This is a genomic window from Ruegeria sp. CDSA246, assembly GCF_059611225.1.
This window is the reverse complement of sequence record NZ_JBXWPD010000002.1, coordinates 293414-319547: the sequence shown is the minus strand read 5'-3', so window position 1 is coordinate 319547 and position 26134 is coordinate 293414. Positions and strand designations below refer to the sequence as shown.

At 56.1% G+C, this 26134-nt stretch carries 23 protein-coding genes; 13 read left to right on the top strand and 10 right to left on the bottom strand.

Translation table 11 applies throughout. From position 1 onward, the window contains the following. Positions 1-70 precede the first annotated feature (70 nt). Together AC2FI9_RS04375 and AC2FI9_RS04370 are read left to right on the top strand one after the other, a co-directional pair. The gene (locus AC2FI9_RS04375) at positions 71-1705 is read left to right on the top strand and encodes an SAM-dependent methyltransferase (protein WP_496766100.1); all 1635 of its coding nucleotides are present in this window, start codon (positions 71-73) and stop codon (positions 1703-1705) included. A gap of 161 nt (positions 1706-1866) precedes the next feature. Then, entirely contained in the window at positions 1867-2595 is a 729-nt protein-coding gene (locus AC2FI9_RS04370; RefSeq protein WP_496765994.1) for a glycosyltransferase family protein, read from the top strand. Between the two features lie 333 nt (positions 2596-2928). Here AC2FI9_RS04370 and AC2FI9_RS04365 read toward each other — a convergent pair whose 3' ends face one another. Then, a complete protein-coding gene (locus AC2FI9_RS04365) occupies positions 2929-3252 on the bottom strand; it encodes an Hpt domain-containing protein (protein ID WP_496765989.1) in 324 nt (107 codons plus the stop codon). A gap of 151 nt (positions 3253-3403) precedes the next feature. Between AC2FI9_RS04365 and AC2FI9_RS04360 the strand changes: the two genes are divergently transcribed. Further along, positions 3404-4675, top strand: a complete 1272-nt coding sequence (locus tag AC2FI9_RS04360) for a PP2C family protein-serine/threonine phosphatase (protein ID WP_496765985.1) — start codon at positions 3404-3406, stop codon at positions 4673-4675. Here the strand turns inward: AC2FI9_RS04360 and AC2FI9_RS04355 are convergent. Continuing rightward, a complete protein-coding gene (locus AC2FI9_RS04355; protein ID WP_496726265.1) occupies positions 4672-5115 on the bottom strand; it encodes an NUDIX hydrolase in 444 nt (147 codons plus the stop codon). The two genes, AC2FI9_RS04360 and AC2FI9_RS04355, sit on opposite strands and share 4 nt — an antisense overlap. Before the next feature lie 76 nt (positions 5116-5191). Between AC2FI9_RS04355 and hslO the strand changes: the two genes are divergently transcribed. From hslO to AC2FI9_RS04315, 8 genes are all read left to right on the top strand, one after another. Beyond that, positions 5192-6169: an Hsp33 family molecular chaperone HslO gene (gene hslO / locus AC2FI9_RS04350; RefSeq protein ID WP_496765983.1), complete on the top strand. Its 978-nt coding sequence runs from the start codon at positions 5192-5194 to the stop codon at positions 6167-6169. Further along, entirely contained in the window at positions 6153-6758 is a 606-nt protein-coding gene (locus AC2FI9_RS04345) for a CoA pyrophosphatase (RefSeq protein WP_496765981.1), read from the top strand. Before hslO ends, AC2FI9_RS04345 begins: the two co-directional genes overlap by 17 nt. Beyond that, positions 6755-7909 carry a CCA tRNA nucleotidyltransferase gene (locus tag AC2FI9_RS04340; RefSeq protein ID WP_496765979.1) on the top strand — a complete coding sequence of 385 codons (1155 nt, stop codon included), beginning with the start codon at positions 6755-6757 and terminating at the stop codon, positions 7907-7909. The genes AC2FI9_RS04345 and AC2FI9_RS04340 overlap by 4 nt, the downstream gene beginning before the upstream one ends. 190 nt (positions 7910-8099) lie before the next feature. Continuing rightward, on the top strand, positions 8100-9938 hold the full coding sequence (locus AC2FI9_RS04335) for an ABC transporter ATP-binding protein (protein ID WP_496765974.1): 1839 nt from the start codon (positions 8100-8102) through the stop codon (positions 9936-9938). Further along, complete coding sequence (locus AC2FI9_RS04330; protein ID WP_496765971.1) at positions 9935-11767, top strand: ABC transporter ATP-binding protein; 1833 nt, start codon at positions 9935-9937, stop codon at positions 11765-11767. The genes AC2FI9_RS04335 and AC2FI9_RS04330 overlap by 4 nt, the downstream gene beginning before the upstream one ends. Positions 11768-11806: 39 nt before the next feature. Beyond that, positions 11807-13030, top strand: a complete 1224-nt coding sequence (locus AC2FI9_RS04325; RefSeq protein WP_496765968.1) for a class I SAM-dependent RNA methyltransferase — start codon at positions 11807-11809, stop codon at positions 13028-13030. Positions 13031-13051: 21 nt separating this feature from the next. Beyond that, on the top strand, positions 13052-13837 hold the full coding sequence (locus tag AC2FI9_RS04320; RefSeq protein ID WP_496765966.1) for an ion transporter: 786 nt from the start codon (positions 13052-13054) through the stop codon (positions 13835-13837). Positions 13838-13893: 56 nt separating this feature from the next. Beyond that, complete coding sequence (locus AC2FI9_RS04315; RefSeq protein ID WP_496736634.1) at positions 13894-14412, top strand: L,D-transpeptidase family protein; 519 nt, start codon at positions 13894-13896, stop codon at positions 14410-14412. Here AC2FI9_RS04315 and AC2FI9_RS04310 read toward each other — a convergent pair. The 7 genes from AC2FI9_RS04310 to cysQ all read right to left on the bottom strand — a co-directional run bounded on the left by AC2FI9_RS04310 (position 14396) and on the right by cysQ (position 22394). Beyond that, positions 14396-15841: a nodulation protein NodH gene (locus AC2FI9_RS04310; RefSeq protein WP_496765963.1), complete on the bottom strand. Its 1446-nt coding sequence runs from the start codon at positions 15839-15841 to the stop codon at positions 14396-14398. The two genes, AC2FI9_RS04315 and AC2FI9_RS04310, sit on opposite strands and share 17 nt — an antisense overlap. Positions 15842-15847: 6 nt before the next feature. Continuing rightward, the gene (locus AC2FI9_RS04305; protein ID WP_496765960.1) at positions 15848-17548 is read right to left on the bottom strand and encodes a DUF5927 domain-containing protein; all 1701 of its coding nucleotides are present in this window, start codon (positions 17546-17548) and stop codon (positions 15848-15850) included. Continuing rightward, positions 17545-18531 carry a glycosyltransferase family 2 protein gene (locus tag AC2FI9_RS04300; RefSeq protein ID WP_496765958.1) on the bottom strand — a complete coding sequence of 329 codons (987 nt, stop codon included), beginning with the start codon at positions 18529-18531 and terminating at the stop codon, positions 17545-17547. Before AC2FI9_RS04300 ends, AC2FI9_RS04305 begins: the two co-directional genes overlap by 4 nt. Positions 18532-18696: 165 nt before the next feature. Next, on the bottom strand, positions 18697-19737 hold the full coding sequence (locus tag AC2FI9_RS04295; protein ID WP_496765956.1) for a glycosyltransferase family 2 protein: 1041 nt from the start codon (positions 19735-19737) through the stop codon (positions 18697-18699). 7 nt (positions 19738-19744) lie between these two features. After that, positions 19745-20728 (bottom strand): UDP-glucose 4-epimerase GalE, encoded by a 984-nt coding sequence (galE, locus tag AC2FI9_RS04290; RefSeq protein WP_496765954.1) that lies wholly within the window; start codon positions 20726-20728, stop codon positions 19745-19747. A gap of 68 nt (positions 20729-20796) precedes the next feature. Then, entirely contained in the window at positions 20797-21597 is an 801-nt protein-coding gene (locus AC2FI9_RS04285) for a 3-deoxy-manno-octulosonate cytidylyltransferase (protein ID WP_496765952.1), read from the bottom strand. After that, positions 21597-22394: a 3'(2'),5'-bisphosphate nucleotidase CysQ gene (gene cysQ / locus AC2FI9_RS04280; protein ID WP_282119769.1), complete on the bottom strand. Its 798-nt coding sequence runs from the start codon at positions 22392-22394 to the stop codon at positions 21597-21599. The genes AC2FI9_RS04285 and cysQ overlap by 1 nt, the downstream gene beginning before the upstream one ends. 123 nt (positions 22395-22517) lie before the next feature. Between cysQ and AC2FI9_RS04275 the strand changes: the two genes are divergently transcribed. Further along, entirely contained in the window at positions 22518-23339 is an 822-nt protein-coding gene (locus AC2FI9_RS04275) for an ABC transporter permease (protein ID WP_496765950.1), read from the top strand. On the opposite strand, the gene AC2FI9_RS04270 is transcribed toward AC2FI9_RS04275, so the two are convergent. Continuing rightward, entirely contained in the window at positions 23336-23938 is a 603-nt protein-coding gene (locus AC2FI9_RS04270; RefSeq protein WP_496726250.1) for an alpha-ketoglutarate-dependent dioxygenase AlkB family protein, read from the bottom strand. The two genes, AC2FI9_RS04275 and AC2FI9_RS04270, sit on opposite strands and share 4 nt — an antisense overlap. A gap of 212 nt (positions 23939-24150) precedes the next feature. On the opposite strand from AC2FI9_RS04270, the gene dnaK reads away from it, so the two are divergent. Next, positions 24151-26061 carry a molecular chaperone DnaK gene (gene dnaK / locus AC2FI9_RS04265; RefSeq protein WP_496765948.1) on the top strand — a complete coding sequence of 637 codons (1911 nt, stop codon included), beginning with the start codon at positions 24151-24153 and terminating at the stop codon, positions 26059-26061. The last annotated feature ends 73 nt before the right edge of the window (positions 26062-26134 follow it).

Sequence of the window (26134 nt, the reverse complement as noted above, 5' to 3'; positions counted from 1 at the left end):
TTCCCTCTAGAGACAACTCCGGTTGCCGGATAGTGTGCAGCCACCAACACCCTCAGATAGCTTGATCAAAATGACATACGTACAAGATGCCGAACACAACATTTGGGTTCGCAACGATTCCGCAGACATCCTCTATTCGGATGGTGTCGCGAAGGAGGATAGACTCTTTAATGGTGTATCAAGCTGTAAGGACCGATCCGTAAATTCATCCGAGATCGACGCATTGATCACGGATTGGGCTTCCGAATACCATTTCTCGGCCAAGCGCCACTTTGTTCTGAAAGGCTTGGACTTCAAGAAAAACCAGTCGGTACTGGAACTAGGTTGCGGTTGTGGTGCCATTTCCAGGTATCTGGCAGAGCAGGGCGTGGATCTAACATCCGTCGAAGGAACGGTCTCGCGTGCACGAACCGCATCAAAACGATGCGAAGACCTGCCGAACGCCGAGTTTTATGTCGACAATTTCACCAAGTTTCAGTCCGACAAAAAATTCGATTGGGTCCTCTTTATTGGCGTGCTGGAGTATGCGCCGTTGTTTGGTGACCAGAATGACCCGTTCGGTTCTTATTTGGAAGTGGCCAAGCGGCACCTAAAGCCCGGCGGTAAAATGGTCATCGCGATCGAGAACAAGCTTGGTTTGAAGTACTGGAACGGGGCGTCAGAAGATCACGTGGGAAGCCCTTACTACGGAATCCACGATTTGTATGATGGGGGCTCAGCTGAAACATTCAGTAAGCGGGAAATAGCGAACCTACTGTCTGACAAAGGTTTTGAACATCAAGAATTCCAATACGCTTTTCCAGATTACAAAGTTTGTGAGACTTTGCTTACCGAGGCCGGCCTTATTGCTCCTGGCTTCAATTCCTCTGATCTGCTTCTGGGCACCCGCTCACGCGACTACAGCCGAAAGTGGGAGCCAGCATTCACAGACGGTCTTGCCATCTCTACTCTGAACAAGGCCGGGCTTCTTGGTGAGTTCGCCAACTCGTTTCTGATCGTTGCAAGCTCTCGGAAATTCAAACACGCCACGAAACTTGCGTTCACGCATAACATCGGAAAACGGCACCTGGCATTTACCTGCGAGACCGCATTTGTGCCCCGCAGAGGTCAGATATCCGTTCAAAAAACGACAGCAATCTCAGAGCCGGACAGGAGAATTGACGTCGGCCCCTACACCATTTGTCACGACACCTCTTCCGCGCCATACGTTTCAGGCGTCAGTGAGGGTGGCCAGATTATCCGCCAGATGCACCGAACCCCACGTCCCGTCCGTCTTTGGCAGAGTTTTGTGCCTTGGGCAGAGCATCTGAAAGCCCAGTGCACGCAAGCAGCGGACAGCAACTCAAGTGAAGACTGGACCATCGACGGTTCTTATGTCGACGCTACACCATTCAATTTCATCAGAACCCCCAGCGGGCTAAAGCAAATTGATGTCGAATGGCGGGCAGAACAAGACATTCCATTGGGGTGGGTGATCGCGCGCGGTGTCAGGCAGGTCATGATGCATGGATCGCCCAAGATTTCATACAATCAAGCAAGAATTTTTGGCACCGCAAGAATGGTTTTGGAAGGCATTGGTTTGACGCTGACGAATGACGAATATGATCGTTTCACACAGCTTGAGCGTTCTTTCATGCGTGCCGTCAAATCTGCCCCGGCAAAAAAAAAAGATCCTCAACATCGCGCAGAACTGACCCAGTCCTGATTGCTGTAAAATCACCCTATCAAGAAGGCAAGCAGCACAGTTGGGGGGAAAAAATATATGCACACAGCCTTGCTGACGCATTTTCCGACATTGGTCTTCCTGCGCGGGTAGATGACCACAACGAGTGGTCATCAAAATCTGACGCCGACGAAGCGGCCGTTTTGATTCGCGGTAAGTTGAAGTATCCGTATGAAGCAAAACAGGGCTCTGCCAGTTGGCTAATCAGCGAGATGATTCAGGGCGAGGTTTCAAAAGAGGCCGACAATCATACAGCCAACTTCTTTGCATCGCGTCTCTTTTTCGAGGGAATCAAAACTCGCCCTCAGGATTCCGTTCTTTTTCAGGCAACGGATCATCGCATTTTCTACCCGGGCGAGCGTGACTATGGTGGTCCTACGCTGTTTGTCGGAAACAATTACCGAAGATGGGAAGTTCGGCCGGTCATTCAAAAAGCATTAACCGAGGCATTGCCTGTCGAAGTCTACGGAGACAGGTGGGACAGGAAATTAACCTCGGATCGCCTTCGTGCTGCAAGCGTTCCGAACCTCCAGTTGGGTCAACTATATCGATCTGCGGGCGTCGTCCTGAACGATCACCGCCCCCCGATGCGTGAGAATGGTCTGATTTCCAACCGGGTCTTCGATGTGCTTGCCTGCGCAGTCCCGCTGATTTCAGATAGAATAAAAGGCCTGCCTGATGGGTTCGAGGAATTTATTTATATGTTTGATGATGATTTACCGCTGGCGGACTTAATCACACAGGCAAAAACGGAATCGGCTGCGAAACGCCGCAAGCGCGCAGACTTCGCGCACTATGTTGTGCAGGAGTACAGTTTTCTGGCGGCGGCAAAAACTATCGCTGCTAGCCTAGGGTTACCGCAGAAACCCTAACCGGAACTGACATGCATTATTTGAAAACCTTCAGCTGGGTTTCTTTCTTTGTTCGACACTGATCAAAGTATTAATACCCGGCAGAAAATGAACAGTCGCGCGCAGGAATGAACGCCACGGTTCGCGCCAACTAGGACACACATGCAGAGGACTGCGGTATGAAGGACGGCGTGGAGTTGTGCCGACAGGGCGCGTTGCGGATCCTGAAAAAGATGGGCGTTGGGTTTTTCACTCAGGATTGAGGATTGGAGTTCAACTTCAAGAAATCCCGTTCTTCGGACGGGTTTGCCATGAAAACCTTGCGCCTGAGGGTCCCGAATAAGACCTTGGGCGTTAAAGATCGCCCAACCCAGTCTTGAATTCACTGGCAGAGCGTTCGAATACACTGAGGATATTGGCAAGGTCGACCACCTGGCTGTTCCCTTGCGCCGATTGTCGTTCCCCATCCTGACACAGCTTGGCCAAAGCTTCGAACCCAAGGCTCAGTGCGCTGCCTTTTACGAAATGCAGGTTTTGTTCAAACTCTGTGCGGGCGGTGTCGTTCCGAAGCCGGGTAAGGGCTTCGTTCACCTCATCAAGAAAGATGTTCACCACCTCTTCAAATTCGCTGGCGCCAACCTCGTCCCTTAGTTGCCGGACCCTGGAGCAGTTGATCATGCCATCCTCGCTTTATCTGCCAGGGGATTTGGTACCGCAGAACCGGTAAAGAGCAGGTTAAGCGGAATGAACTTCGGCTTTCACCCATTGTTAAACTGCGGCGCGATAGGGTCTTCCTATTCTGATAAGAGCCGCTGGGCAGAGGGTTAAGGTGACAAGGGTCAGTCAGGCAGACAGTGGATCAGATCTGGATTTTGGTGTGATCCAAAAGGTGCTTGTCGTCGATGACAGCCGCCTGCAGCGTCGTATTCTGGTCGCATCGCTCAAGAAATGGGGATTTGACGTGCTTGAGGCCGATAGTGGTGATGTTGCGATTGAAATGTGCGCAACGGACCCGCCGGATCTTGTCCTCAGCGATTGGGTAATGCCGGGGATGAGCGGGCTGGATTTCTGCAAGGCGTTCCGCGCCTTGGACAACAGGCAGTATAGCTATTTCATCCTGCTGACGTCCAAAAGCGAAAAGCAAGAGGTGGCGCGCGGTCTGGATGCCGGCGCGGATGATTTTCTGATCAAACCGCTTGAGGCAGATGAGCTGCGCGCGCGTATATCAGCTGGTGCGCGTATTTTGGATATGCAGCGCGAATTGTCCAAGAAAAATCAGATGATCGAATCCGCGCTTGAGGAGCTGCGCGTCGCCCATGACGCGATCGACAAGGATCTGATCCAGGCACGCAAGATACAGGAATCGCTAGTGCCCGAATTGACGCGCGAATTCGGCAAGTCCCGGGTCAGCATGTTGCTGAAACCCTGCGGCCATATCGGCGGCGATCTGGTGGGGATGTTCTCTCCGGGTGTGAACAGGCTTGGGTTTTACAGTATCGATGTGTCCGGGCATGGCATCACATCTGCGATGATGACCGCGCGTTTGGGGGGCTATCTGTCCAGCAACCACTTTGATCAGAACGTGGCGATGGCGCGGCGTTTCGACAAGTTTTATGCTCTGCTGCCGCCGGAAGAGGTTGCCGAAACCCTGAACTCGCGGCTGATGGCGGATACAGGAATCGAAGAGTATTTCACAATGGTTTATGCCATCGTAGACCTGCGCAACGGGCATGTGAAAATGGTGCAGGCCGGGCACCCTCATCCGCTGTTGTTGTGTCAGGACGGCAGAACTGAATTTCTGGGCGAGGGCGGGTTGCCTATCGGATTGCTGCCGGACGTCACCTTTCAGCGGACCGAATTCTACATGCAACCCGGCGACCGGCTACTGCTTTATTCCGATGGGTTCACAGAATGCAGTCTCGCCGACGGTGGCCTGCTGGACGAGGATGGCTTACGACAGATGGCGCTGGATTGCGGGCCCGATCGAAACGGAACGGAGTTCCTTGACGATATGTTCTGGCGGCTGACACAGGCGATGGCACCTGGCCGGGGTATGGATGATGATGTTTCGGCTGTTTTCTTTGAATACAACGGTCACTAAAGCCGCTTTTCATGCAGCGCGGCAAAGTGGCGATCTCCGTCATTGCCCAGCAATTGGACCGCATCGGCGGTGTCCATCCATAAGGCTTCATGGAACGGCTCAGACGGTGGACCCATGCGCTGGATGGGACGCGCGCGATAGATATGGCACAGCTTTTCGGCCCACAAATCGTATTCGGGCATATAAGTGAACCGACGAAAAGCGCCGATGCGGCGGGGCGACGCGATCAACCAGCCGGTTTCTTCGAACACTTCTCGGTGCAGGGCTGTGATGGGTGATTCGCCCGGATCAATTCCGCCGCCGGGCAATTGCAGATCGGGCCCGGGTTCTGTCTGACAGGTCAGCAAAAGGCTTCGACCTCGGGGCAGCAATGCATAAACACCCACCCGGCGTGTATATGTTCGCCCAGCTTGAGGGGTTTCACCAAACCGTCTGATCATGTATGGCCCCTTAAAACCCGAATAGTTCGACCTATATGCTGGCGGTATGCCAACCTGTGGCGTGTAAGGAAACCCCATGTCTCTTGGAACAAAAATCGCGTGGGACGATACCGTCCTGCCCTTTCAACTCGATGTATCGGATATCCGCGGCCGTGTGGCCCGTCTGGATGGTGTGCTTGATGGCATCCTGAGCCAGCATGACTACCCCGAAAAGGTCGAGGCGCTGGTGGCCGAGATGGCCCTGCTGACCGCATTGATCGGCCAGACTGTTGCGCTGCGCTGGAAGCTGTCGCTGCAGGTTCAATCCAAAGGTCCGGTGCGCATGATTGCGACCGACTATTATGCGCCTCAGCATGAGGGGGAGCCGGCCCGCATTCGCGCCTATGCCAGCTTTGACCGTGATCGCCTGACCGATGGTGCGCCGTTCGATCAGGTGGGCGAGGGATATTTTGCCATCATGATTGATCAGGGTGAGGGAACCCAACCTTATCAAGGCATCACCCCCCTGGACGGTGGATCGCTTAGCGCTTGTGCCGAGGCATATTTCGCCCAGTCGGAACAGTTACCGACGCGGTTTTCGCTGAGCTTTGGCAAATCGACCGAGCCGGGCGTTGGCGAACATTGGCGTGCAGGTGGGGTCATGTTGCAGCACATGCCAAAAGCCTCGCCTTTTGTGGCCTCCGGTGAGGGCGAAGGGAACATCCTGACTGCAAATGACCTTGTTGATGGTGAAGAGGGAGAAAACTGGGGTCGCGTCAACGTGTTGTTGGACACGGTTGATGACCTGGAGCTGATCGGCCCGTCAATTGCACCGACGGATTTGTTGATCCGTCTGTTTCATGAGGAACAGCCGCGGGTCTACGATGCGCAGTCGGTGCAATTTGGGTGCACATGTTCCGAAGATCGTGTGCGGCAAAGCCTGTCGATTTATTCGGCTAAGGACATCGAGAAGATGACCACGCCCGAGGGTGACGTGACCGCCGATTGCCAGTTCTGCGGTGCGCATTACGTGCTTGATCCTTCCACGGTTGGTTTTGATGCGGACAACGCCTGATCCAACTGATCAGCTGCGGGCGGCCTTGCGCCGCCCCGGCGAAGGTTCAAGCGATTTCGACCTGAACCCTGATTTTGTTCTTCCCGAAGGTCGTAAACTCCGTCCCGCCGGAGTTTTGGTTCCGATTTCACTGGTGGGTGGTGTGCCCCGCCTGATCCTTACAAAACGATCTTCGGCTCTTAAACATCACCCCGGTCAGATTGCTTTTCCGGGTGGCAAACAGGATAAAGGCGATGCGGATGTAACCGCCACCGCTTTGCGCGAAGCCCAGGAAGAAATCGGGCTGCCACAGGAGTTGCCGGAAATTCTTGGCCACTTACCGACACATGAAACGGTGACCTCCTTCACGGTCACACCTGTGGTGGCGATCCTGCGGGAACCCTTCCAACCGGTACCGGAACCGGGCGAAGTGGCAGAAGTGTTTCCGGTTCCGCTTGCACATGTGCTCAACCCCGCGAATTATATCGTTGAATCGCGTCGCTGGCGCGGACAAAGGCGGTATTATTTCACGGTACCTTTCGGCCCCTACTACATCTGGGGTGCAACCGCCCGAATTTTGCGGGGATTGGCAGCACGGATTAACGAATGACACACATCATAGAAGACTGGGTGTCCGAACCTGCAACGCAAAGGTTCTGCGCCGCCCTGACCGATGCCGGTTTCCAGGCTCTGTTTGTCGGCGGATGCGTGCGCAACGCGCTATTAGGATCTCCGGTATCAGATATCGACATCGCCACCGACGCGCGGCCTGAAAAAGTGGTCGAGCTGGCGCAGAAAGCAGGGCTTAAGGCCATTCCCACCGGGATTGATCACGGCACAATCACCGTGGTTAGCCAGGGTATCCCGCATGAGATCACTACCTTTCGCCGTGATGTTGAAACGGATGGCCGGCGCGCCGTCGTCGCTTTTTCAGACAAAGTCGAAGAGGATGCCGCACGTCGCGATTTCACGATGAATGCGATCTACGCGAGGCCTGACGGTATCGTTCTGGACCCTTTGAATGGCTTGCCTGATCTGAAGGCGCGTCGCGTCCGGTTTATCGGCACTGCTGCGAACCGAATTCGTGAGGATTACCTGCGGTCGCTACGCTATTTCCGCTTTCACGCCTGGTATGGGGATGCCGAGGCTGGGTTTGATCCCGACGCTCTGGCGGCCATTGCGTCCAACCTGGATGGTCTGGCGGGATTATCCCGCGAACGCGTGGGGGCCGAGCTATTGAAACTGTTGGGGGCACCTGATCCCGCGCCCTCCGTTGCCGCGATGCGCAGTGCCGGAGTTATGGTGCAGCTATTGCCGGGCGCAGATGATCGTGCATTGGCACCGTTGATCGCGTTGGAACAGCAGGCTGGCGCCGATCCGGAACCGGTGCGGCGACTGGCGGCCATTGCGCCACCCGAGGTCGCGAAATCGTTGCGTCTGAGTCGTGCACAATTGCAGCGCCTGACCCGTATGCGGGATGAGGCATCCAGCCCGGCCAGCTTTGCCGAATTGGGATTTCGGTACGGTGAAACAGACGGGCTGCATGAATCGCTTTTGCGCTGTGCCTTTCTGGAACAGCCCTGGTCAGACACTATCAAACGCGATCTTCACGCAGGTGCCGCTGCGATCTTTCCAATCAAGGCAACCGATCTGATCCCTGAATTCACCGGCCCTGCGCTGGGCAAGAAACTGGCTGAGCTTGAGGCGCAGTGGATTGCTTCGGGCTTCACGCTGCGTCGCGAAGACCTGCTGGGTGAATGAAGGAAGTCTCAAAAGGGGATGACAAGCAAATAAGTTTATGGTTACTTGCCCCTGTCACATGAATGGAGGGATGCGAATGTATTACGGGATCTGGGACAGCTAAGGCTGGAACACTTTGACCCGTAAGGGTGGTGTTCTGACGCCATCTTTCTTCGCATGACTTACTTTTTGCTCAACCGGAGCACCCTCCATGTTTCGCTATTTCGAAAACCTCGTTGACCCTTTTATTGCCTACAAAGAAACCGACACGCCGCCGACGCGGTTGTGGCCATTCATGCTGGACTACTCGCAGCCGTTCATGCGGGTGTTCTTCTGGGCTGGTTTAATCTCTGTCGTTGTTGCGGCAGTTGAAGTTGGCCTGATTTACTACATGGGCCGAGTGGTTGACCTGCTGTCGGGCTCTCCGGCCGAGGTCTGGCAGAACCACGGCACCGAATTTATCCTGGTCGCGGCGTTTGTGCTGCTGCTGCGCCCGATGCTGCATGTCGTGGATGTGCTGTTGTTAAACAACACGATCCTGCCGAACTTTGGCACCCTGATCCGCTGGCGTGCCCACAAACATGTTCTGCGACAATCGGTGGGGTGGTTCGAAAATGACTTTGCCGGACGCATTGCCAATCGGATCATGCAGACGCCACCTGCCGCAGGCGAGGCCGTGTTTCAGGTGTTTGACGCCATCTCATTTTCGATCGCCTATCTGATTGGCGCGGCGATCCTGTTGATGGCGGCGGATCCACGGTTGCTGTTGCCGCTGCTGATCTGGTTTGCGCTTTACGCCATTCTGGTGCGCTGGACGGTGAAAAGGGTCGGTCCGGCTTCGCAGGCTGCGTCCGATGCGCGCTCGGCTGTGACGGGTCGGGTGGTGGACAGCTATACCAACATCCATTCGGTCAAGATGTTCGCCCATAACGAACAAGAGTTGGACTATGCCCGCGAAGCCATTGAAGAAACGCGTCGTACCTTTCAGGTCGAAATGCGGATTTTCACCATAATGGATGCGGTACTGGTCGCTCTGAACGGTTTGCTGATCGTCGGCGTGGTTGGTTGGGCCATTTCCCTTTGGATGCAAGGGAGCGCATCTGTGGGTGTCGTTGCGGCGGCGACTGCCTTGACCCTGCGACTGAACGCGATGACTGGATGGATCATGTGGGCGTTGACCAGCTTCTTCCGCCAGCTTGGTGTCGTGGCAGAGGGCATGCAAACAATTGCCCAGCCCGTTGACCTGCTGGATATGCCGGACGCTAAGTCCTTGCAGCTGAACAAGGGCCAGATCGAAATTCGCGATCTGTCGCACCATTATGGCCGTAAAACCGGTGGGCTGGATCACATCAATCTGACCCTCCATCCAGGCGAAAAGATTGGCCTAATCGGGCGGTCTGGTGCGGGGAAATCGACCCTAGTTAAGCTGCTTTTGCGGTTTTACGACGTTGAACAGGGCGCGATCCTGATTGACGATCAAGATATCGCCAGCGTCACGCAGGACAGTTTGCGCAGCCATATCGGTATGGTTCAACAGGACAGCGCTCTGCTGCATCGTTCGGTGCGCGACAACATCCTCTATGGCCGTCCCGAAGCCACAGAAGAGCAGATGATTGCCGCCGCCAAGCAGGCCGAAGCCCATGAGTTCATTCTTGATCTGCAAGATCCCGAGGGGCGCACCGGCTACGACGCGCATGTGGGTGAGCGGGGCGTGAAGCTGTCTGGCGGTCAGCGGCAGCGCGTAACACTGGCGCGGGTGATCCTGAAAGATGCACCAATCTTGCTGTTGGACGAGGCGACATCCGCTCTAGATTCCGAGGTCGAAGCGTCAATTCAGGAAACTCTTTACGGCATGATGCAAGGTAAAACCGTGATCGCAATTGCCCACCGGCTGAGCACCATCGCGCAGATGGACCGTATTCTGGTCATGGATGGCGGTCGGATCGTCGAAGAAGGCGGCCATTCCGAACTGTTGGCGCAAGGTGGGCTTTACGCGCAGTTCTGGGCACGGCAATCTGGGGGCTTCCTGAATCCGGAGGCCGCTGAATGAGGATTGCCGACCTCATAAACCCGTTCAAGAACACCGAAACGCCCCCGCCGCAAATGCTGGGGGCGTTCATTCGCTGGTGCCTGTCCGGCGCATGGCCAATGATCTTCGTTGCAGCGTTTTTCTCGGCTACCGCGGGTGCGATGGAGGCGGGCACTGCGTGGATGCTGGGCCTGGTCATTGACGCAGCAACCACAAGCGGGCCTGAGAACTTTCTGACCGCCAACAACGTCTGGATGATCCTTGGGGTCGTTGCGTTTTTCATGCTACTGCGCCCGGCACTGTTCGGACTTTCGTCGCTGACCAACAACTATATCGTCATGCCCAATATCACGCCGTTGGTTCTGGCCAAGCTGAACCGGTGGACGTTGGGCCAGTCGGTCACATATTTCGACGACGATTTTGCCGGGCGGATCGCGCAGAAGCAGATGCAAACATCCAACGCGATGGCGTCGGTGGTGTCCGAGACGATCAGTGCGATCGTGTTTGCCTTGGCCTCGCTGGCGGGCTCATTACTTTTGTTAGGGTCTATTCATCCGCTGGTTATGCTGCCATTTGCGGCTTGGCTGGTCGTGTATTTCTTGCTTGTCCGTTGGTATCTGCCGCGCATCCGTAAACGCTCAGCGGCGCGGGCAGGCGCTCGCGCGATGGTGTCCGGGCAAGTTGTCGACACGATCACCAATATCAAGACCGTTAAACTGTTCGCCCATTCGGAATTCGAAGATCACGCCGCGCGAAATTCCATGGTTGATCTGCGTGAAAAGATGTTGGCGTTCGGAAGCCTGTCGGCCAGTTTCCGCTTTATCTTGATGCTGTTGGCCGGGGTTCTGCCGGTTTTGCTGATAGGTGCAACGCTGTGGCTGTGGCAAGCGGGGTCTGCGACAGCCGGTGACATTGTGGCCGCAGGTGCCATTTCCATCCGCATTGCCCAGATGACCGGCTGGGTAAGTTTCACCCTCATGGGTCTTTACGCAAATGTTGGCGAGATCGAGAACGGCATGAATACGCTGGCCAAGCGTGAACGGGTTGAGGATCAAACGGGCGCGGCGGAGTTGTCCGTACCCGAAGGCCAGATCACCTTTGACCATGTCAGCTTTGCCTATGGTCGGGATGTCGGTGGTGTATCAGGCCTGAACATGACCGTGCACCCCGGCGAGAAACTGGGCATTGTCGGCGCTTCGGGGGCAGGGAAATCAACCTTGGTTTCGCTGCTGTTGCGCCTGTACGACGGTGAAAAGGGCACGATCTTGATAGATGGTCAGGACGTATCCGGAATAACGCAGAACAGCTTGCGCCGTCAGATCGGCATGGTCACGCAGGAAACCGCGATGTTCAATCGGTCGGCGCGGGAGAATATTCTTTACGGCCGCCCTGACGCCTCGGAAGAGGAAATGATCGAGGCGGCCAAAAAGGCCGAGGCGCATGAATTCATCCTCAGCCTTCAGGATGCCCACGGACGCACCGGCTATGAAGCACATCTGGGCGAGCGCGGAGTGAAACTTAGCGGTGGCCAGCGACAGCGGATTGCGCTGGCGCGCGCCATTTTGAAGGATGCGCCTATATTGGTGCTGGATGAGGCAACCTCGGCGCTGGATTCCGAGGTTGAGGCCTCGATTCAGACGGCGTTGCATCGGGTGATGCAAGGCAAGACGGTTCTGGCTATCGCGCATCGGTTGTCCACACTCAGCGAGATGGACCGGATTATTGTCCTGGACCAAGGGCGTATCGTGGAAACCGGCACACATGACGCGTTGTTGGACCAGGGCGGGCTATATGCCCGGTTCTGGCATCGTCAGTCAGGCGGGTTCATTCAGGCTGAAGCTGCGGAATAAGGGTTTTGTTGCCGGCCAAGCCCCGGTATCAGGCACCCCATGACGCAAACCTACACTATTACCCGCCTTGGTCATCAAGGCGACGGCATCGCTGATGGCCCCGTTTACGCTCCGCGCACCTTGCCGGGTGAGGTCGTCAGCGGCACGCTGCTGGATCAATTCCTGACAGATATCCGTGTCGAGACGCCCTCGGACCAGCGGGTCAAGGCACCGTGTCGTCACTACAAATCCTGTGGTGGATGCCAGTTGCAGCACGCGGCAGATGGATTTGTTGCGGATTGGAAGGTCGAGGTGGTGCGCACCGCGCTGGCCGCGCAGGGGTTGGAGGCGTTGATGCGCCCGATCCATACGTCGCCAGAACGGTCCCGCCGTCGCGCGACGATCGCGGTACGACGGACCAAAAAGGGCACTCTGGCCGGTTTCCATGGCCGCGCGTCAGACACGATTACCGAGATCCCGGATTGCCATTTGCTCGACCCGGCCCTGATCGCGGCCATTCCGGTGGCCGAAGCACTGGCGATTCTGGGCGGCAGCCGTAAAGGCGTGTTGGCGGTGACGCTAACCTTGTCCGAAGCCGGGCTTGATGTGGCGGTCAAAGGCGGCAAACCGCTGGACGGCCCGCTTGAGTTGGCTTTGGCACAAGCGACCGAGAAACACGGTCTTGCCCGGCTCAGCTGGGATGGTGAAGTAATTGCCATGCGCCAGCCACCCGTTCAGCGTTTTGGCCAGGCAAATGTTGTTCCGCCGCCCGGCGCGTTTCTGCAGGCGACAAAGGACGGAGAACAGGCTCTGTTAAAGGCCGTTTCCGAAGCCGTAGGTGGTTCCAAACGCATTGTGGATCTGTTTGCCGGCAGCGGCACATTCTCTTTGCCGTTAGCAGAGGAGGCCGAGGTTCACGCCGTCGAGGGCGAAGCAGCGATGACGCAAGCGCTGGATCAGGGGTGGCGCAGGGCGCAGGGCCTCAAACGGATAACGACCGAGGCACGGGACCTGTTTCGGCGACCGCTGATGCCGGATGAGCTAAAGTCTTTTGATGCTGTGGTGATCGACCCGCCACGCGCCGGGGCCGAGGCGCAAGTGACCGAACTGGCGCAGGCCCTGCGCCCGGTGGTTGCTTATGTGTCCTGCAACCCGGTGACCTTCGCCCGCGATGCGAAAATTCTTGTTAATGCGGGCTACACCCTTGAATGGGTACAGGTCGTTGACCAATTTCGATGGTCGTCACACACCGAACTTGCGGCACGGTTCACCCTGAACCCTTAAGACTTACAGGAGACTACCCGAATGGGGATCACCCAACGCCTGCTGACCCTTATCGAAGCACCAGCTTTCGGGAAGTTCATTACCGGTGTCATCATCTTCAACGCCGTGCTGCTGGGGATGGAGACATCACCCACCCTTATGGAAGTTGCAGGTCCATTGATCGTAACACTGGACAGCCTTTGCCTGACCATTTTCGTTGTTGAAATTTCGATTAAACTTCTGGCCACTGGGCGCAGGTTTTTCACCAACGGCTGGAATGTCTTTGACTTTGTGATTGTCGGCATCGCTCTTGTACCGGGTGGGTCCGGCCTTTCGGTGCTGCGGGCATTGCGGATTTTGCGGGTGCTGCGCGTTATCTCGGTCGCGCCACGCCTGCGCCGCGTGGTTGAGGGTTTTATTTCGGCCTTGCCCGGCATGGCCAGCGTGTTCCTTCTTATGGCGATCCTGTTTTACATCGGTGCGGTGATTTCAACCAAACTGTTCTCACAGACCTTCCCAGACTGGTTCGGCGATCTGGGCCTTTCAGCCTATACGCTGTTCCAGATCATGACGCTGGAAAGCTGGTCCATGGGGATCGTGCGCCCGGTGATGGAGATCTATCCTTACGCTTGGCTGTTCTTTGTGCCGTTCATCATGGTGACCACTTTTGCGGTGGTAAACCTGCTGGTCGGTCTGATCGTGAATTCGATGCAGGATGCGCACCATGCCGAGGACGAAGTCAAAACCGATGCCTATCGTGACGAAGTGCTAGAGCGGCTTGAAAGCATCGAGCGTCGCCTGACAGAGCAGCAAAACATCAAAAAGTGATTTCAGTTTTCACATTTTCTGGCATAATACAGAAAAAAAAGCAGCAGGCAGTGAACATGGATCGTCGAGCATTTGGATTGGGTGCAATGGCAACGCTGAGCCTCTCAGCTTGTGCCTCGGCCAACCCCAGAATTCTAACTTACAACGGACCCGAAGTGACCTCTCTGGTCATCAACAAGGGCTCGCGGAAACTATATCTTCTGCACAATGATAAGATCCTGAAAGAATACAATGTTGATCTTGGATTTGCGCCCAACGGCACCAAAGCCAAGCGCGGTGATGGGCGTACGCCGGAAGGCAGCTACCTGATTGATCGGCACAATCCAAATAGCCGCTATCATCTGTCGCTGGGGATCTCGTACCCGAATTCTGAAGATGTCGCGAAAGCGAAGGCCATGGGTGTCGATCCGGGCGGCGATATCTTCATCCACGGACAACCGAACCGTCGCAAAGAGCGTAAGCGCGCTAAAAAGACGTCGGATTGGACCGCGGGCTGCATCGCCGTCAAGAATGACGAGATCGAAGAGATCTATTCGATGGTAAACCGGGGCACGCTGATTACTCTGCGTCCCTAATCGGTTTCCAGGGCCCAAATCCGAACTGCATATAGTCACGCTGGTACGCCTGGGCGGCCAGCGTTTCCAGTTTGTCGTCATAAATCTCGGCCAAGGTAAACGGTGTATCCGGTTCGCTGAGTTCGGGTAGGGGCGGTGTGCTGTGCCCCATCCGGCGCGCCAGGTCGGGCAGGGCTGTCGTGACCTCATCCTCCCTCAGGATCAGGTCGGGCAATGCGAAGGGCGCCATCCCCTCAAGGGCCTGCGACTGACTGCACCATGCTGCATCCACGCGTATGGCGGTCTGTAGGGCAAGGTTCTGACGCAGGAATGTCAGGAACGCTGAATACGCCTCGTAGTGCTGCTCAACCGGGTAATTGCCGTCGCGCAATTGCCCGGGGATCGGAATCTTTAACCGGTTGCGCAGGACGTGTCGGATTTTCGGATAGGCGCCGGAACCTGTGTTGAGGATATGTCTGCAAAAGGCCCGATGCGCGCGCGCCATTGGGTGTTGCAGTACGGCGAACTTTCGATGCCCGGGATTGGACAAAAACCACTGACGCGTCTGCTTTCTGTTCTGGTTGGTGAGCAATTGTTCGACATCAACTTGGTCCAGTGCGGCCATCCACCTTGTTACCGGGCTTTCCATTCCCCCGCGGATGGGCATGTACATCAGTGGTGTCTTTGGTGCGGCAACGTAGTTCGCCACCAAGGGGCGTCGGCGTGGTTCGAAATTCGGAGTGCTGTGCAGATTAAAGCTGTCGATCTGTGACAACGCCTGCTCCATTTCGTCGGGGTTCGTCACCTTTGCCAGCGCAGGCTCGGGGTTTTGTGGTTTGAGTGTTTCGTCGATCGCCGACAGCCTGCCGGACACACCCAGCCAGGCGGCAAGACCATTCAACAGGTGCACCTGGTTCAGGTCTTCATAGGCAATGTAAAATGGGGTCTGGCCGCTTTGCTGCAAACGCTGCGCCAGCATCAGGTGGTATTCATGCTGCCGGTTCAGGTATTTCATGAACGCTTCGGCATCGAACTCAACCTGTGCTTCGCGACGACGCTTGATGTTCTTCAGCTGCCACTGCTTGGTTTCGCGCGCAATCTTCAATGAGATGAAACTGTCCAGAGGGTTTCGGGTCAGAATGATCTTGGCGCAGCGCGGATCGCCCAAAGCTGGCTCTAACACACGTGGATCATGTCCCTGAAAAAGGCGAAACCCGTTCAGTTCCCCTGGTGCCTGCCGGATTGCCTCAAGCAATGTGGAAGGGTCACGATCCCGCTCTTCCATCGAGATGCCCAGCAGGGTGTCGGATTTCAGACGCCCGATGAAATGGGGATTGAACGCCTCGCCGTGGCTGGTGACTCCTTCGATGGCGTTCAGGTTCGCCTCTAGCAAGTTGGAACCGGTCCGCATGGCTGCAAGAATGATAAAATAGTCAAATTGGGGCGTCATTTATCTTTACTGCACCAGATAAGGTTTTCGATATGGCCGGACCCGGTCCGTAAAGCTGTCGTCCGGTGGGAAATCGCCCATCAGATAAGGGTGCATGCCCTGGTTCTTCAGGTTTTGCAGGAACTGGCCAAATCCGGACAGATCCACCATTTTTGGCGCTTCGGTCAGGTGGCTGGTTTGGGTGGTTCCGGTATCCTCGACCGCGGTCTGTAAAGGCTCGACCGGAGATTCAACGAATTCTGCCAGTGTCCACCTGCGAACCCGCGCCTTGGTCCAGACAGAAGACAGGATTTCCAATTGCTTGGTTTCGATCTGCTGCAGCCGCGCGGCCTCGGCGCGGATATCGGCAAAGTTCAGGTTTGATTTAAACAGCGGGATTGCCCAGGCCCCGGTTATGACGGAAATCAGCGCATTCTTGTCCCGAGCCAAGAGCCAGTTGATCTCTTGCGTGTCAGCGGGGCCGAACTGAAAACACTGTTTTTCGCCGCGTGTGTTCCAGATCAGGTTCGAAAGGAAAGCCGTTGGGTTGTAGTCCCGCAGCCTTGCGCAGTCGCTGAGGCCGCCGTTGACGATTGTTTCTCCGCCGGCGAATTCAGCGCGCTTCGGGTCAAACAGATGCCCGTGGACACGCGCGCCAGTGATGTTGCTCAACCAGGGTTCAAAATCTTCGAACACTTCGGTAAAGCCCTGAAAAACTGAATACGGAGAGGACGTCAGCCCGTTTTCGTTGCCGTGCCGTGGAAACCGGCTTTGCATGTACAACCCGTCCCGCCCACGTGTGCGCCGTTCGACTGCTTTGGAAAACACCCGGTCAATTTTGCTCGGGTTGGGCTCTGTGGGTTTCATGGCTCCGGCCTGATCGGTCAGAAAGGCCTGATACAGGCGATCCGCGTCGGGCCAGGCTTTGCGGGCAACAAAACAGTCGGATCTGCGCAGCAGCTGCAGGTGATCGTCATAGAAAATATGCGGACGACCCTGATAGTCGAATTTGGACAGGGTCAGAGACCGACTTTCGATATGGGTCGAATACAGGCGCGCCAGCGTCTGGAAGTAACTTTCGTCGGGAATCCAGACGCGCCGGAAATACCGGTCATAGGTCTCGCGTTTTGGATCCTGCAATATGGCTGACAGGGTTTGGCGGGTAAGGCACCACCACTGACTACCCATATGCGGCACCAACCCTTCGGGTATGTGGCGTCGAATGCGCAATGCGCGCTGCAGTTTCACATAGGCATCGAACAGTTTGCGGTTCTTGCGCCACGAGAACGGAAATCTCAGGGTAAAGCGTTCCTGATCCAAGCCCCCCATAGTCCAGCTTACATCAGAGGTTGTGGCGCTTTCGATGAAATCCACGCGCGGCCGGTCCGAGAGGTAATTGACCAGTTCATCCACTGGTCGCAACGGAAGACAGGAGCCCGAAGTCAGGAAAACATGGCGGACATCGGGGAATGTCTCAAGCATCAGCGTGGCGGCAGATTGCGAGGCGGCAACGATGCCCCACCCACCCCAGTTGCAGACATGACGGTCAGAAAACCGGATAAGCGGGTCATTCGCACAGGCGTCAACGAATTCCGCATAGACCTTGTTTGGCACCTTGCGATCCACATGGATCACCACCGGGCACCCCGAAGAGGTCCAGTGTCGGGCCACTTGCCCGGCCCGGTTCAGCGCGGTGTGAACCAGCATAATGATGCCAAGGTCGCTCATGCCCAGTTTCCTTTCGACATGAGGCCCAGAATCTCAAGTTGTCGCCAGTTGATGTAGGCTTCGGACTTATCGCACCAGAACTCGGGCATATCCGCCAAATGTTCGGCATAGGCGCGATATTCGTCAGAGCTGCGGTAATGCTGGCCGCGCTCCATCTCTTCCTGGGCCTTCTCGCCCAGTGTGCTGATGAGTTTGGCGTGCAACAACGCGCCGCTTGCTTTTTCGCCACCCCATTCATCAAACACCTGGTTCAACCCGCGTGGCAGCAGCGCATGGGTCGAGCTGACATAGACATAGCGCTTGTCCCATTTCACCAATGGTATCTTGTTTAGCGCAGGCGCTTTTTTCGGCGTGTCCTTAAAGAACACACGCGCGCGGGGTCCGCCTTGAATCCAGAGATTCCCGTAGGTCGGGTTCTTTGTGATCGTATAATTGCCTGCATCAAACCATTTGGCGATTTCGAACGGGTTTTGTCCCTCAGAATAGATGGCGTCTTCGACTGGTCCTTCGGGATACATGTCGATCAGCATTGCACTGAAGCTGCGCACGGCGCAGCCGTCCAGCCAGTCGGTCAGGGCACGGATCGGCCGGGTATCGCAGAATGGATAGATGAAGAATTCGTCCGGATCGACGGTCAGAACCCAGTGGCGGTGTGCATATTTGCGCAGCAGGTAGTTTGTCCAGTCCACCCCAAACGACGCACGCTTATAGCTTGCATCGGCTCGCCAGACCGAGACGTCGGGTTGACCCGCCAGATATTCAAGTGACCCGTCATTGCTGGCGTTATCAACGAACAGAAAATGGTTGATGCCCAGCTGCCGGTAGTAGGCCAGAAAATATGGCAGGCGGATTTTCTCATTCCGTATGACGCTGACCAGCAGGACGTCTTTCCGTTTTATCGAATTTGTATTTACGGAAACGGGAATAAGGTCGCGCCGCTTTCGAAGACAGCGCAGGATACGGCGCTTGCGCCGCAATCTCATTCGGTATGAATCCAATAGGCCCACGCGACTGCCCAACCTTTGTTATTTACGCGAGCGTGCCCGGAGGCTGTACAAGCCAGAGTGGTACCGGACAATTGCCGTTTTATGCCATTTTTCCATCTTTCGAAGCAACGACTTTAAAAACCGTTAGTTCGAGTTGTGACTTTACCAGTCAATTATTCCCATCAGGCCCAGCTGCTGCAAAGATTCCCAACCAGTGTATCGCTTGGAATAAGGCGTCCACATGACAGGGTGTTCCATGATGCCGTCATAGTAGTCTGCAAACTGTTCAGGATCGTGAAAGTGTTGCCGGCGCTCTTTCTCGATCTTTGATTTTTCCACAACTTCGGGCAGGAATTTTGTGTGTAACAAGACACCAGATGACGCTGTGTCGCCGGGCCCTCCGTAACTGGCGTTCAAGTAGCGTGGCAATGCGGAATGGCACGAATTCACATAGGCGTAGCGCCGCGACCACCGGACCAGTGGGATTTTGTTCAACGTCGGAGATCGGCGCGGGGTGTCGGCAAAAAACATGCGCTCGCGCGCGCCGCCCTGTACCCAAAGGTTGCCCAGCGGGCTTTGCCTTTGTGCCCGGTAGGGGGCGGCATCAAACCACCTCACCACGTCGGTCGGGTCGGTTTCAGGATCGTAGCCTTGTTCCCCCAGCGGGCCATTGGGATAAAGATCCAGCATCAGCGCGCCGAATGCCACACGTCCCTGATCATCCAGCCATTTCGTCAGGTCGGGTAGGGGCCGGGTGCCATGATCGGGGTAGATCAGCAACTCATCCGCGTCGACCATCAGGGTCCAGTGGTCGTGCCCATAGCGCATTTGCAGCCAGGTCAGCCAATCCAGCCCATAGCGCGACATGCGATAGCTGTCCCGGGTCTGCCACAGAGAAACGTCCGGCTGTTCCTTGAGAAAGGGCACCGAGCCATCGTCGCTGTCGTTGTCGACGATCAGAAAGTGATTGACGCCCAATGCGCGATAATGGCGCAGGAACCAGGGCAGGCGGGTGATTTCATTGCGCAGCGTGGTGAAGGCCAGAATACCACCGGGTATGATGTTCGCCGTGCGATCGCTCAGACAGGACAATTGATGGCGGCTGCGAAAGGACCGCCACAACAACCGCTGTCGTTTTAGCCGCAACTTGTACATTTGCACCCATGAGATGGACGGAAGCGTATCTTCCCCTGTACCAGTCACAATAAGCTCATTTTTCGTAATGGCCGTTCTGATGCCAGCGCCATGCATCGGCAATCATTGTCTCTAACGTTGATCTTTCCGGGGACCAGCCAAGCTCGTTACCCGCACGAACAGAACCGGATACCAGCTTGGTGCAATCGCCCGCTCGACGCGGTCCGATCGCGAAAGGCACGTCGCGGTTGGTGACTGCCTTGGAATGGCTGATCACATCCATCACCGAAAACCCCGACCCGGTGCCAAGGTTGAACACGCGGCTGCCCTTGTCTTGCTCCAGCCAGTTCAGCCCCAAGACATGGGCGTCGACCAGATCGCAAACGTGTACATAATCGCGGATGCAGGTGCCGTCTGGTGTGTCGTAGTCCGTCCCGAATACCGTCAATCCGTCGCGCTTGCCGTCGATGGCATCCAGCATCAGAGGCACAAGGTGGGTTTCCGGGCGGTGGAACTCACCCACCTCGCCATCAGGGTCGGCACCGGCCACGTTGAAATACCGGAAGATCACATGGTTCAGCCCGTGCGCGGTCTCGAAATCGCGCAGGATATCTTCGATGGCACGTTTTGAGGCGCCGTATGCGTTCAGCGGCAGTTGCGGCGTGTCTTCGTCCAGCACCACATTGTCATGCTCGCCATAGGTGGCGCAGGTGGACGAGAATACAAAGTTCTCACATCCGGCGGCCACCGTGGCTTCGATCAAATTCAGCGAACCGGTCACGTTGTTGGACCAGTATTTGCCAGGCTCGGACATGGCCTCACCCACTTGGCTGAGGGCGGCAAAATGCATCACGGCCAAGAGTTCGTATTTGGCGAAGACCTCATCCAGCCGGGCACGATCCAACAGATCGCCTTGTTCGAACGGACCGAACTTCACCGCATCCTGCCAGCCAGTGACCAGATTGTCGAAGGTCACAGGCGTGTAACCAGCTTGAGAAAGCGCCTTACAGGCATGAGATCCAATGTACCCGGCACCGCCAGTGACAAGAATGTTCTTCATATTCGTTCCAAATTGCGGTGTGACGCCCGGTTAGACGTCGTCTTGACAGGAGTTCAGGTGAAAATAGGTCAACCCAACCCCATAGCGGCCATCATCTCTTCGAGCTTCGGCACATCTTGCGGGTTATTTAATTCCCAGAATTGGCGGCCCTTGGCCTCAACCTCAACGCACAGAACCTTGCGGCCATTTTCCATAAAGCGTAGCTGTTCCAGCCCTTCCAATTGCTCCAAAGGTCCTACTGGCCAGGTTGGATAGGCTGACAGCGCATCGGGGCGATAGGCGTAGACGCCGACATGGTGGAACACCGGTGTCGGTTCGGTGCCGGCAAAAGTTTCGGCGGTAAAAGGCACAACCTCTTTCGAGAAGTACATTGCGCTGTGATCGGTCGCAAATACGGCTGTTGTGCCGCCGACCCGCCCGTTTTTGCGATCGTTAAGCAAGCTGTTCAAAGCATCTCCGTCACAGCGCAGAACCGGCGTTGCGACCCCGGCGTAGGGCGCGGCGCGCAGACCGGCGATCAGGTCTTCGACAAACCAATGTGGTGTCAGTGGCGCATCCCCTTGCAAGTTCACCACGATCTCATAGCCCGCGCCCAGAGCAGCATGGGCCTCGGCGCATCGCTCGGTGCCATTGCCGCAGGTCTCGGATGTCATCACCACCTCGGCCCCGAACCCTTCGGCCACGTCGCAGATGCGGTCGTCATCGGTGGCGACAACCACCTTGTCCACGCCCGACACAGAACATGCAGCGCGCCAGGATCGTTCGATCAGGGTCATCGCATTGCCGCTTGCCCCGGTCAGCGGAACCAGCGGCTTGCCCGGGTAGCGGGTCGAGGCATAGCGGGCGGGGATGGCAATCAGAACAGACATCAGGCCTCCTTCAGGTCAACGCCCGGAGCGTAGGCGATAAAGAACGGGTTTGCATAGCCGTCCTTGCCGTAGGTCAATGACGAGTGGTCATCGAAACGAACAACCTTGCCGCCCGCACCCGCCAAAACGGCGTGACCGGCGGCTGTGTCCCACTCCATCGTGCGCCCGACGCGGGGATAGAGGTCCGCTTCCCCTGTTGCGACCAGACAGAATTTCAGGGACGAGCCCGCGCTTTTGCTGTCCTTGACCTGATATTTATTGATGTAATCTTCGGTCGCCTGATCGCGGTGTGATTTTGACGCGACGATCAAAAGTGCCGAATTGTTTGGTTCAGACACCGAAATCGGGGTTACGTCACCGGCCTGTGCCTTGTTAAGCGCGCCGGTTTCTTCAACCGATTGACCGTCTGCTTGCGTGTAGAACATGCGCCCCTTGGCCGGTGCATACACAACGCCCCGAGTTGGCACTCCGTTTTCGACCAATGCGATGTTCACCGTGAAATCACCGCGCCGGTTGATGAATTCCTTGGTGCCGTCCAGCGGATCGACGATCAGGAATGTGTCGCCTTTTTCGGAATGTGATGCGGCCTGTTCTTCGGTCACCAGCAGAATATCCGGGAACGCGGCGCGCAAGCCTGCCGATATCAGGGCATCGGCTGCCTCGTCCGCTTCGGTCACGGGGCTGGCGTCGGATTTGACTTTGACGTCGAAATCATCCGACTCGTAGATCTGCATGATCGTGTCCCCGGCTTCCAGCGCCAGACGTCTGATTACGGGAATAAGGGCGTCGTAGGTCACAAAAATGCTCCGTTGCTGTAGTTTGTTGATCGAAATCCTTGTGGGTCTTATGCTGTGCCGGTTACGGAACGGCAAGAATTTCGTGGCAGTTTGCAGGTAATTCAGCGGGAAAGAGTGCACTGAGTGTTTTATTTTAAGCGGAATCAGACGCTTCTGGGCGGCGCTTTCACGACTTCCGAGCTTATCTTCCATGCGGTGGCGCATGGAATACGGTCCAAACACTCGAATGCTGTGATCGCGATCATTGTGAATATCTTGCAAATTCTCGCACTTGTGACCGTGTTTTACCTGATCATGTCGATGCTGGGCGCGCGGGTCGCCAAGATCAGGGGTAACATTATCCTATTTCTGTTGTCAGGTGTCTTTCTGTTCCTGACCCATATCAAAGCCGTCTCGTCCGTCTCTGGCGTGGCAACAGGAAACAACCCGATGATGCTGCACTCTCCGATGAACATGATGGTTGCGCTGTTGGCAACCGCATTTGGGTCGCTTTACACGCAGTTGGTCTCGATCCTTGTGATCCTTTTCATCTACACTGTCGCAGTTGAGCCATTGGAGATCCAAGAACCGGGTGGCGCGTTCTATATGTTGATATTGGCCTGGTTTACCGGATGCGCGGTGGGCGTCGTGTTTATGGCAATCTCGCCATGGTTTCCCACCACCACGGGAATTCTCAGTACAATCTATCGACGCCTGAACATGATTTTTTCTGGCAAAATGGTTGTAGGGAACGCGCTGGGTGGCTTCATGCTGAGCTTCTTTGCCTGGAACCCGTTGTTTCACATAATCGACCAGTGCCGCGGCTTTGTCTTTCGCAATTACTTTCCGCGAAACACCAGTTGGGAATATGCGATTTGGGTTGGAATGGCCTTGTTGATGATTGGGTTGCTGGGTATCTTTTTCACCCGTCAGCATGTGTCGGCCAGTTGGGGCGCGCGCCGCTAGTTTGCCACCCGTAAGGTCAGGTTGATCCGTCCACCTTTGGGCAACAGTTTGGATGAACCGAAACGGATGCGGTCTACCCCGTGATAGGTCAGGCGGGCGGGGCCGCCCATGACTACGACGTCGCCGGAGTTCAGCCAGATCGACTCGGTCTTGCCGCCCCGGGTTTCGTTTCCGATGCGAAAAAGGGCATCGTCGCCCAGCGAAATGGACAGGACAGGCCATGAAAAATCTGCCTCGTCCTTGTCTTGATGCAGCCCCATACGCGCACCTTCGCCGTAATAGTTGATCAGACAGCAATCCGGATCGCGTTGGGTGCTGGCAAGCTTGCGCCATATGCTCAGTATCGTATCGGGAATGTCAGGCCACACCGTTCCTTTAGGGTGTTGCGCCTGATATCGGTAACCCCCTTTGTCGGTGACCCAGCCAAGCGCCCCGGCCGAGGTCATACGCACCGACATTTCCTTGCCCGAAGGCGTAACCGGCCGGAACAGCGGCGCAGATTTCAGAATCGGGCGCAATGCCTCAATCAGTTGCGTTTGTGCCGCAACGTCCAGATAGGTTTTTCTGATGTCAAATCCGCGCAAAAGCAGCCGCGCCATTGAAGATTCCCCAATCCTTGCCAAAACCTTGCCAAAAAGGCCGCAGATTCCCGAAAACCTGCCTTTTACACCGCTTGCAGGCCTCTGATCTCGCCCTTATATACGCCGGGACGCGCGATGGTGTAGTGCTGTTGCGCAAACCAGATCGGGGCCGGATGCCATAACGGGTCCGGACCTCGAGACATCGCCTTGAAGAGAAAGGGATTGAACATATGGGAAAAGTAATCGGTATTGACCTCGGGACCACCAACTCGTGTGTGGCCATCATGGACGGCTCTCAGCCGAAGGTCATCGAAAACGCAGAAGGGGCGCGGACCACGCCCTCGATCGTCGCCTTCACCGAAGATGAGCGTCTGGTTGGTCAGCCTGCAAAACGTCAGGCGGTCACCAACCCCGACAACACGATCTTTGGCGTCAAGCGTCTGATCGGTCGTCGTGTGGATGATGCAGAAGTCCAGAAGGACAAGAAAATGGTGCCGTACGCCATCGTGGATGGCGGCAACGGTGACGCGTGGGTGGAAGCCCGCGGTGAAAAATACTCCCCAAGCCAGATTTCGGCCTTCACTCTGGGCAAGATGAAGGAAACTGCCGAGAGCTATCTGGGTGAAGAAGTCACGCAGGCGGTCATCACCGTTCCCGCGTATTTCAATGACGCACAGCGTCAGGCCACCAAAGACGCAGGCAAAATCGCCGGTCTGGAAGTGCTGCGGATCATCAACGAACCGACAGCCGCCGCGCTGGCCTATGGCCTGGACAAAGAAGAAACCCAAACCATCGCGGTTTATGACCTTGGTGGTGGTACGTTCGACGTGACCATTCTGGAAATCGACGACGGGCTGTTCGAGGTCAAATCGACCAATGGTGACACCTTCCTGGGTGGTGAAGACTTTGACATGCGCATCGTCAACTACCTGGCGGACGAGTTCAAAAAGGAACACGGTGTCGACCTGTCGCAAGACAAGATGGCCCTTCAGCGCCTGAAAGAAGCTGCTGAAAAAGCCAAGATCGAGCTGTCCTCGACCTCGCAGACCGAAATTAACCAGCCGTTCATCTCGATGGGCGCTAATGGTCAGCCGCTGCACATGGTCATGAAACTGACCCGTGCCAAGCTGGAATCGCTGGTTGGTGACCTGATCAAGAAGTCGATGAAACCCTGTCAGGCCGCATTGAAAGACGCCGGTTTGTCGGCGGGCGACATTGACGAGGTTGTTCTGGTCGGTGGTATGACCCGCATGCCGAAGGTGATCGAAGAGGTCACCAAATTCTTCGGTAAAGAACCGCACAAGGGTGTGAACCCGGACGAAGTTGTTGCCATGGGCGCCGCCATTCAGGCCGGTGTTCTGCAGGGTGACGTCAAAGATGTGGTTCTGCTGGACGTAACCCCGCTTTCGCTGGGGATTGAGACGCTGGGTGGCGTGTTCACCCGTCTGATCGACCGCAACACCACGATCCCGACCAAAAAGTCTCAGGTCTTCTCGACTGCCGAGGACAACCAGAACGCTGTGACCATCCGCTGCTTCCAGGGGGAACGCGAAATGGCTGCGGACAACAAGATCCTGGGTCAGTTCAATCTTGAAGATATTCCGCCCGCACCGCGTGGCATGCCTCAGATCGAGGTGACTTTTGACATCGACGCCAACGGCATTGTCTCGGTTTCGGCCAAAGACAAAGGCACCGGCAAAGAGCAGAAGATCACCATCCAGGCATCGGGTGGTCTGTCGGATGAAGATATCGACAAGATGGTCAAGGACGCCGAAGAGAACGCCGAGGCGGACAAGGAACGCCGCGAGCTGATCGAGGCGAAGAACCAGGCGGAAAGCCTCATCCACTCGACCGAGAAGTCGATGGAAGAGCATGCCGACAAGGTCGACCCGACCACCATCGAAGCTATCGAGCTGGCGATTGTCGCGCTGAAGGACGAGCTGGAAACCGAGAATGCCGACAAGATCAAGTCAGGCATTCAGAACGTGACCGAAGCCGCCATGAAGCTGGGCGAAGCCATCTACAAGGCGCAGTCTGAAGAGACCGAGGATGAGCCTGCGGCGGCGGATGCCGCTCCGGCTGGTGAAGACGATATCGTCGATGCCGAATTCGAAGATCTTGACGACGAAAAGCGTAAGTAACGGGAAACCGGGCCAATTCGGGCCGGTCCGGTCACCGGGCCGGCCCGATTACGTTGCGGCAGAAGGAAATACT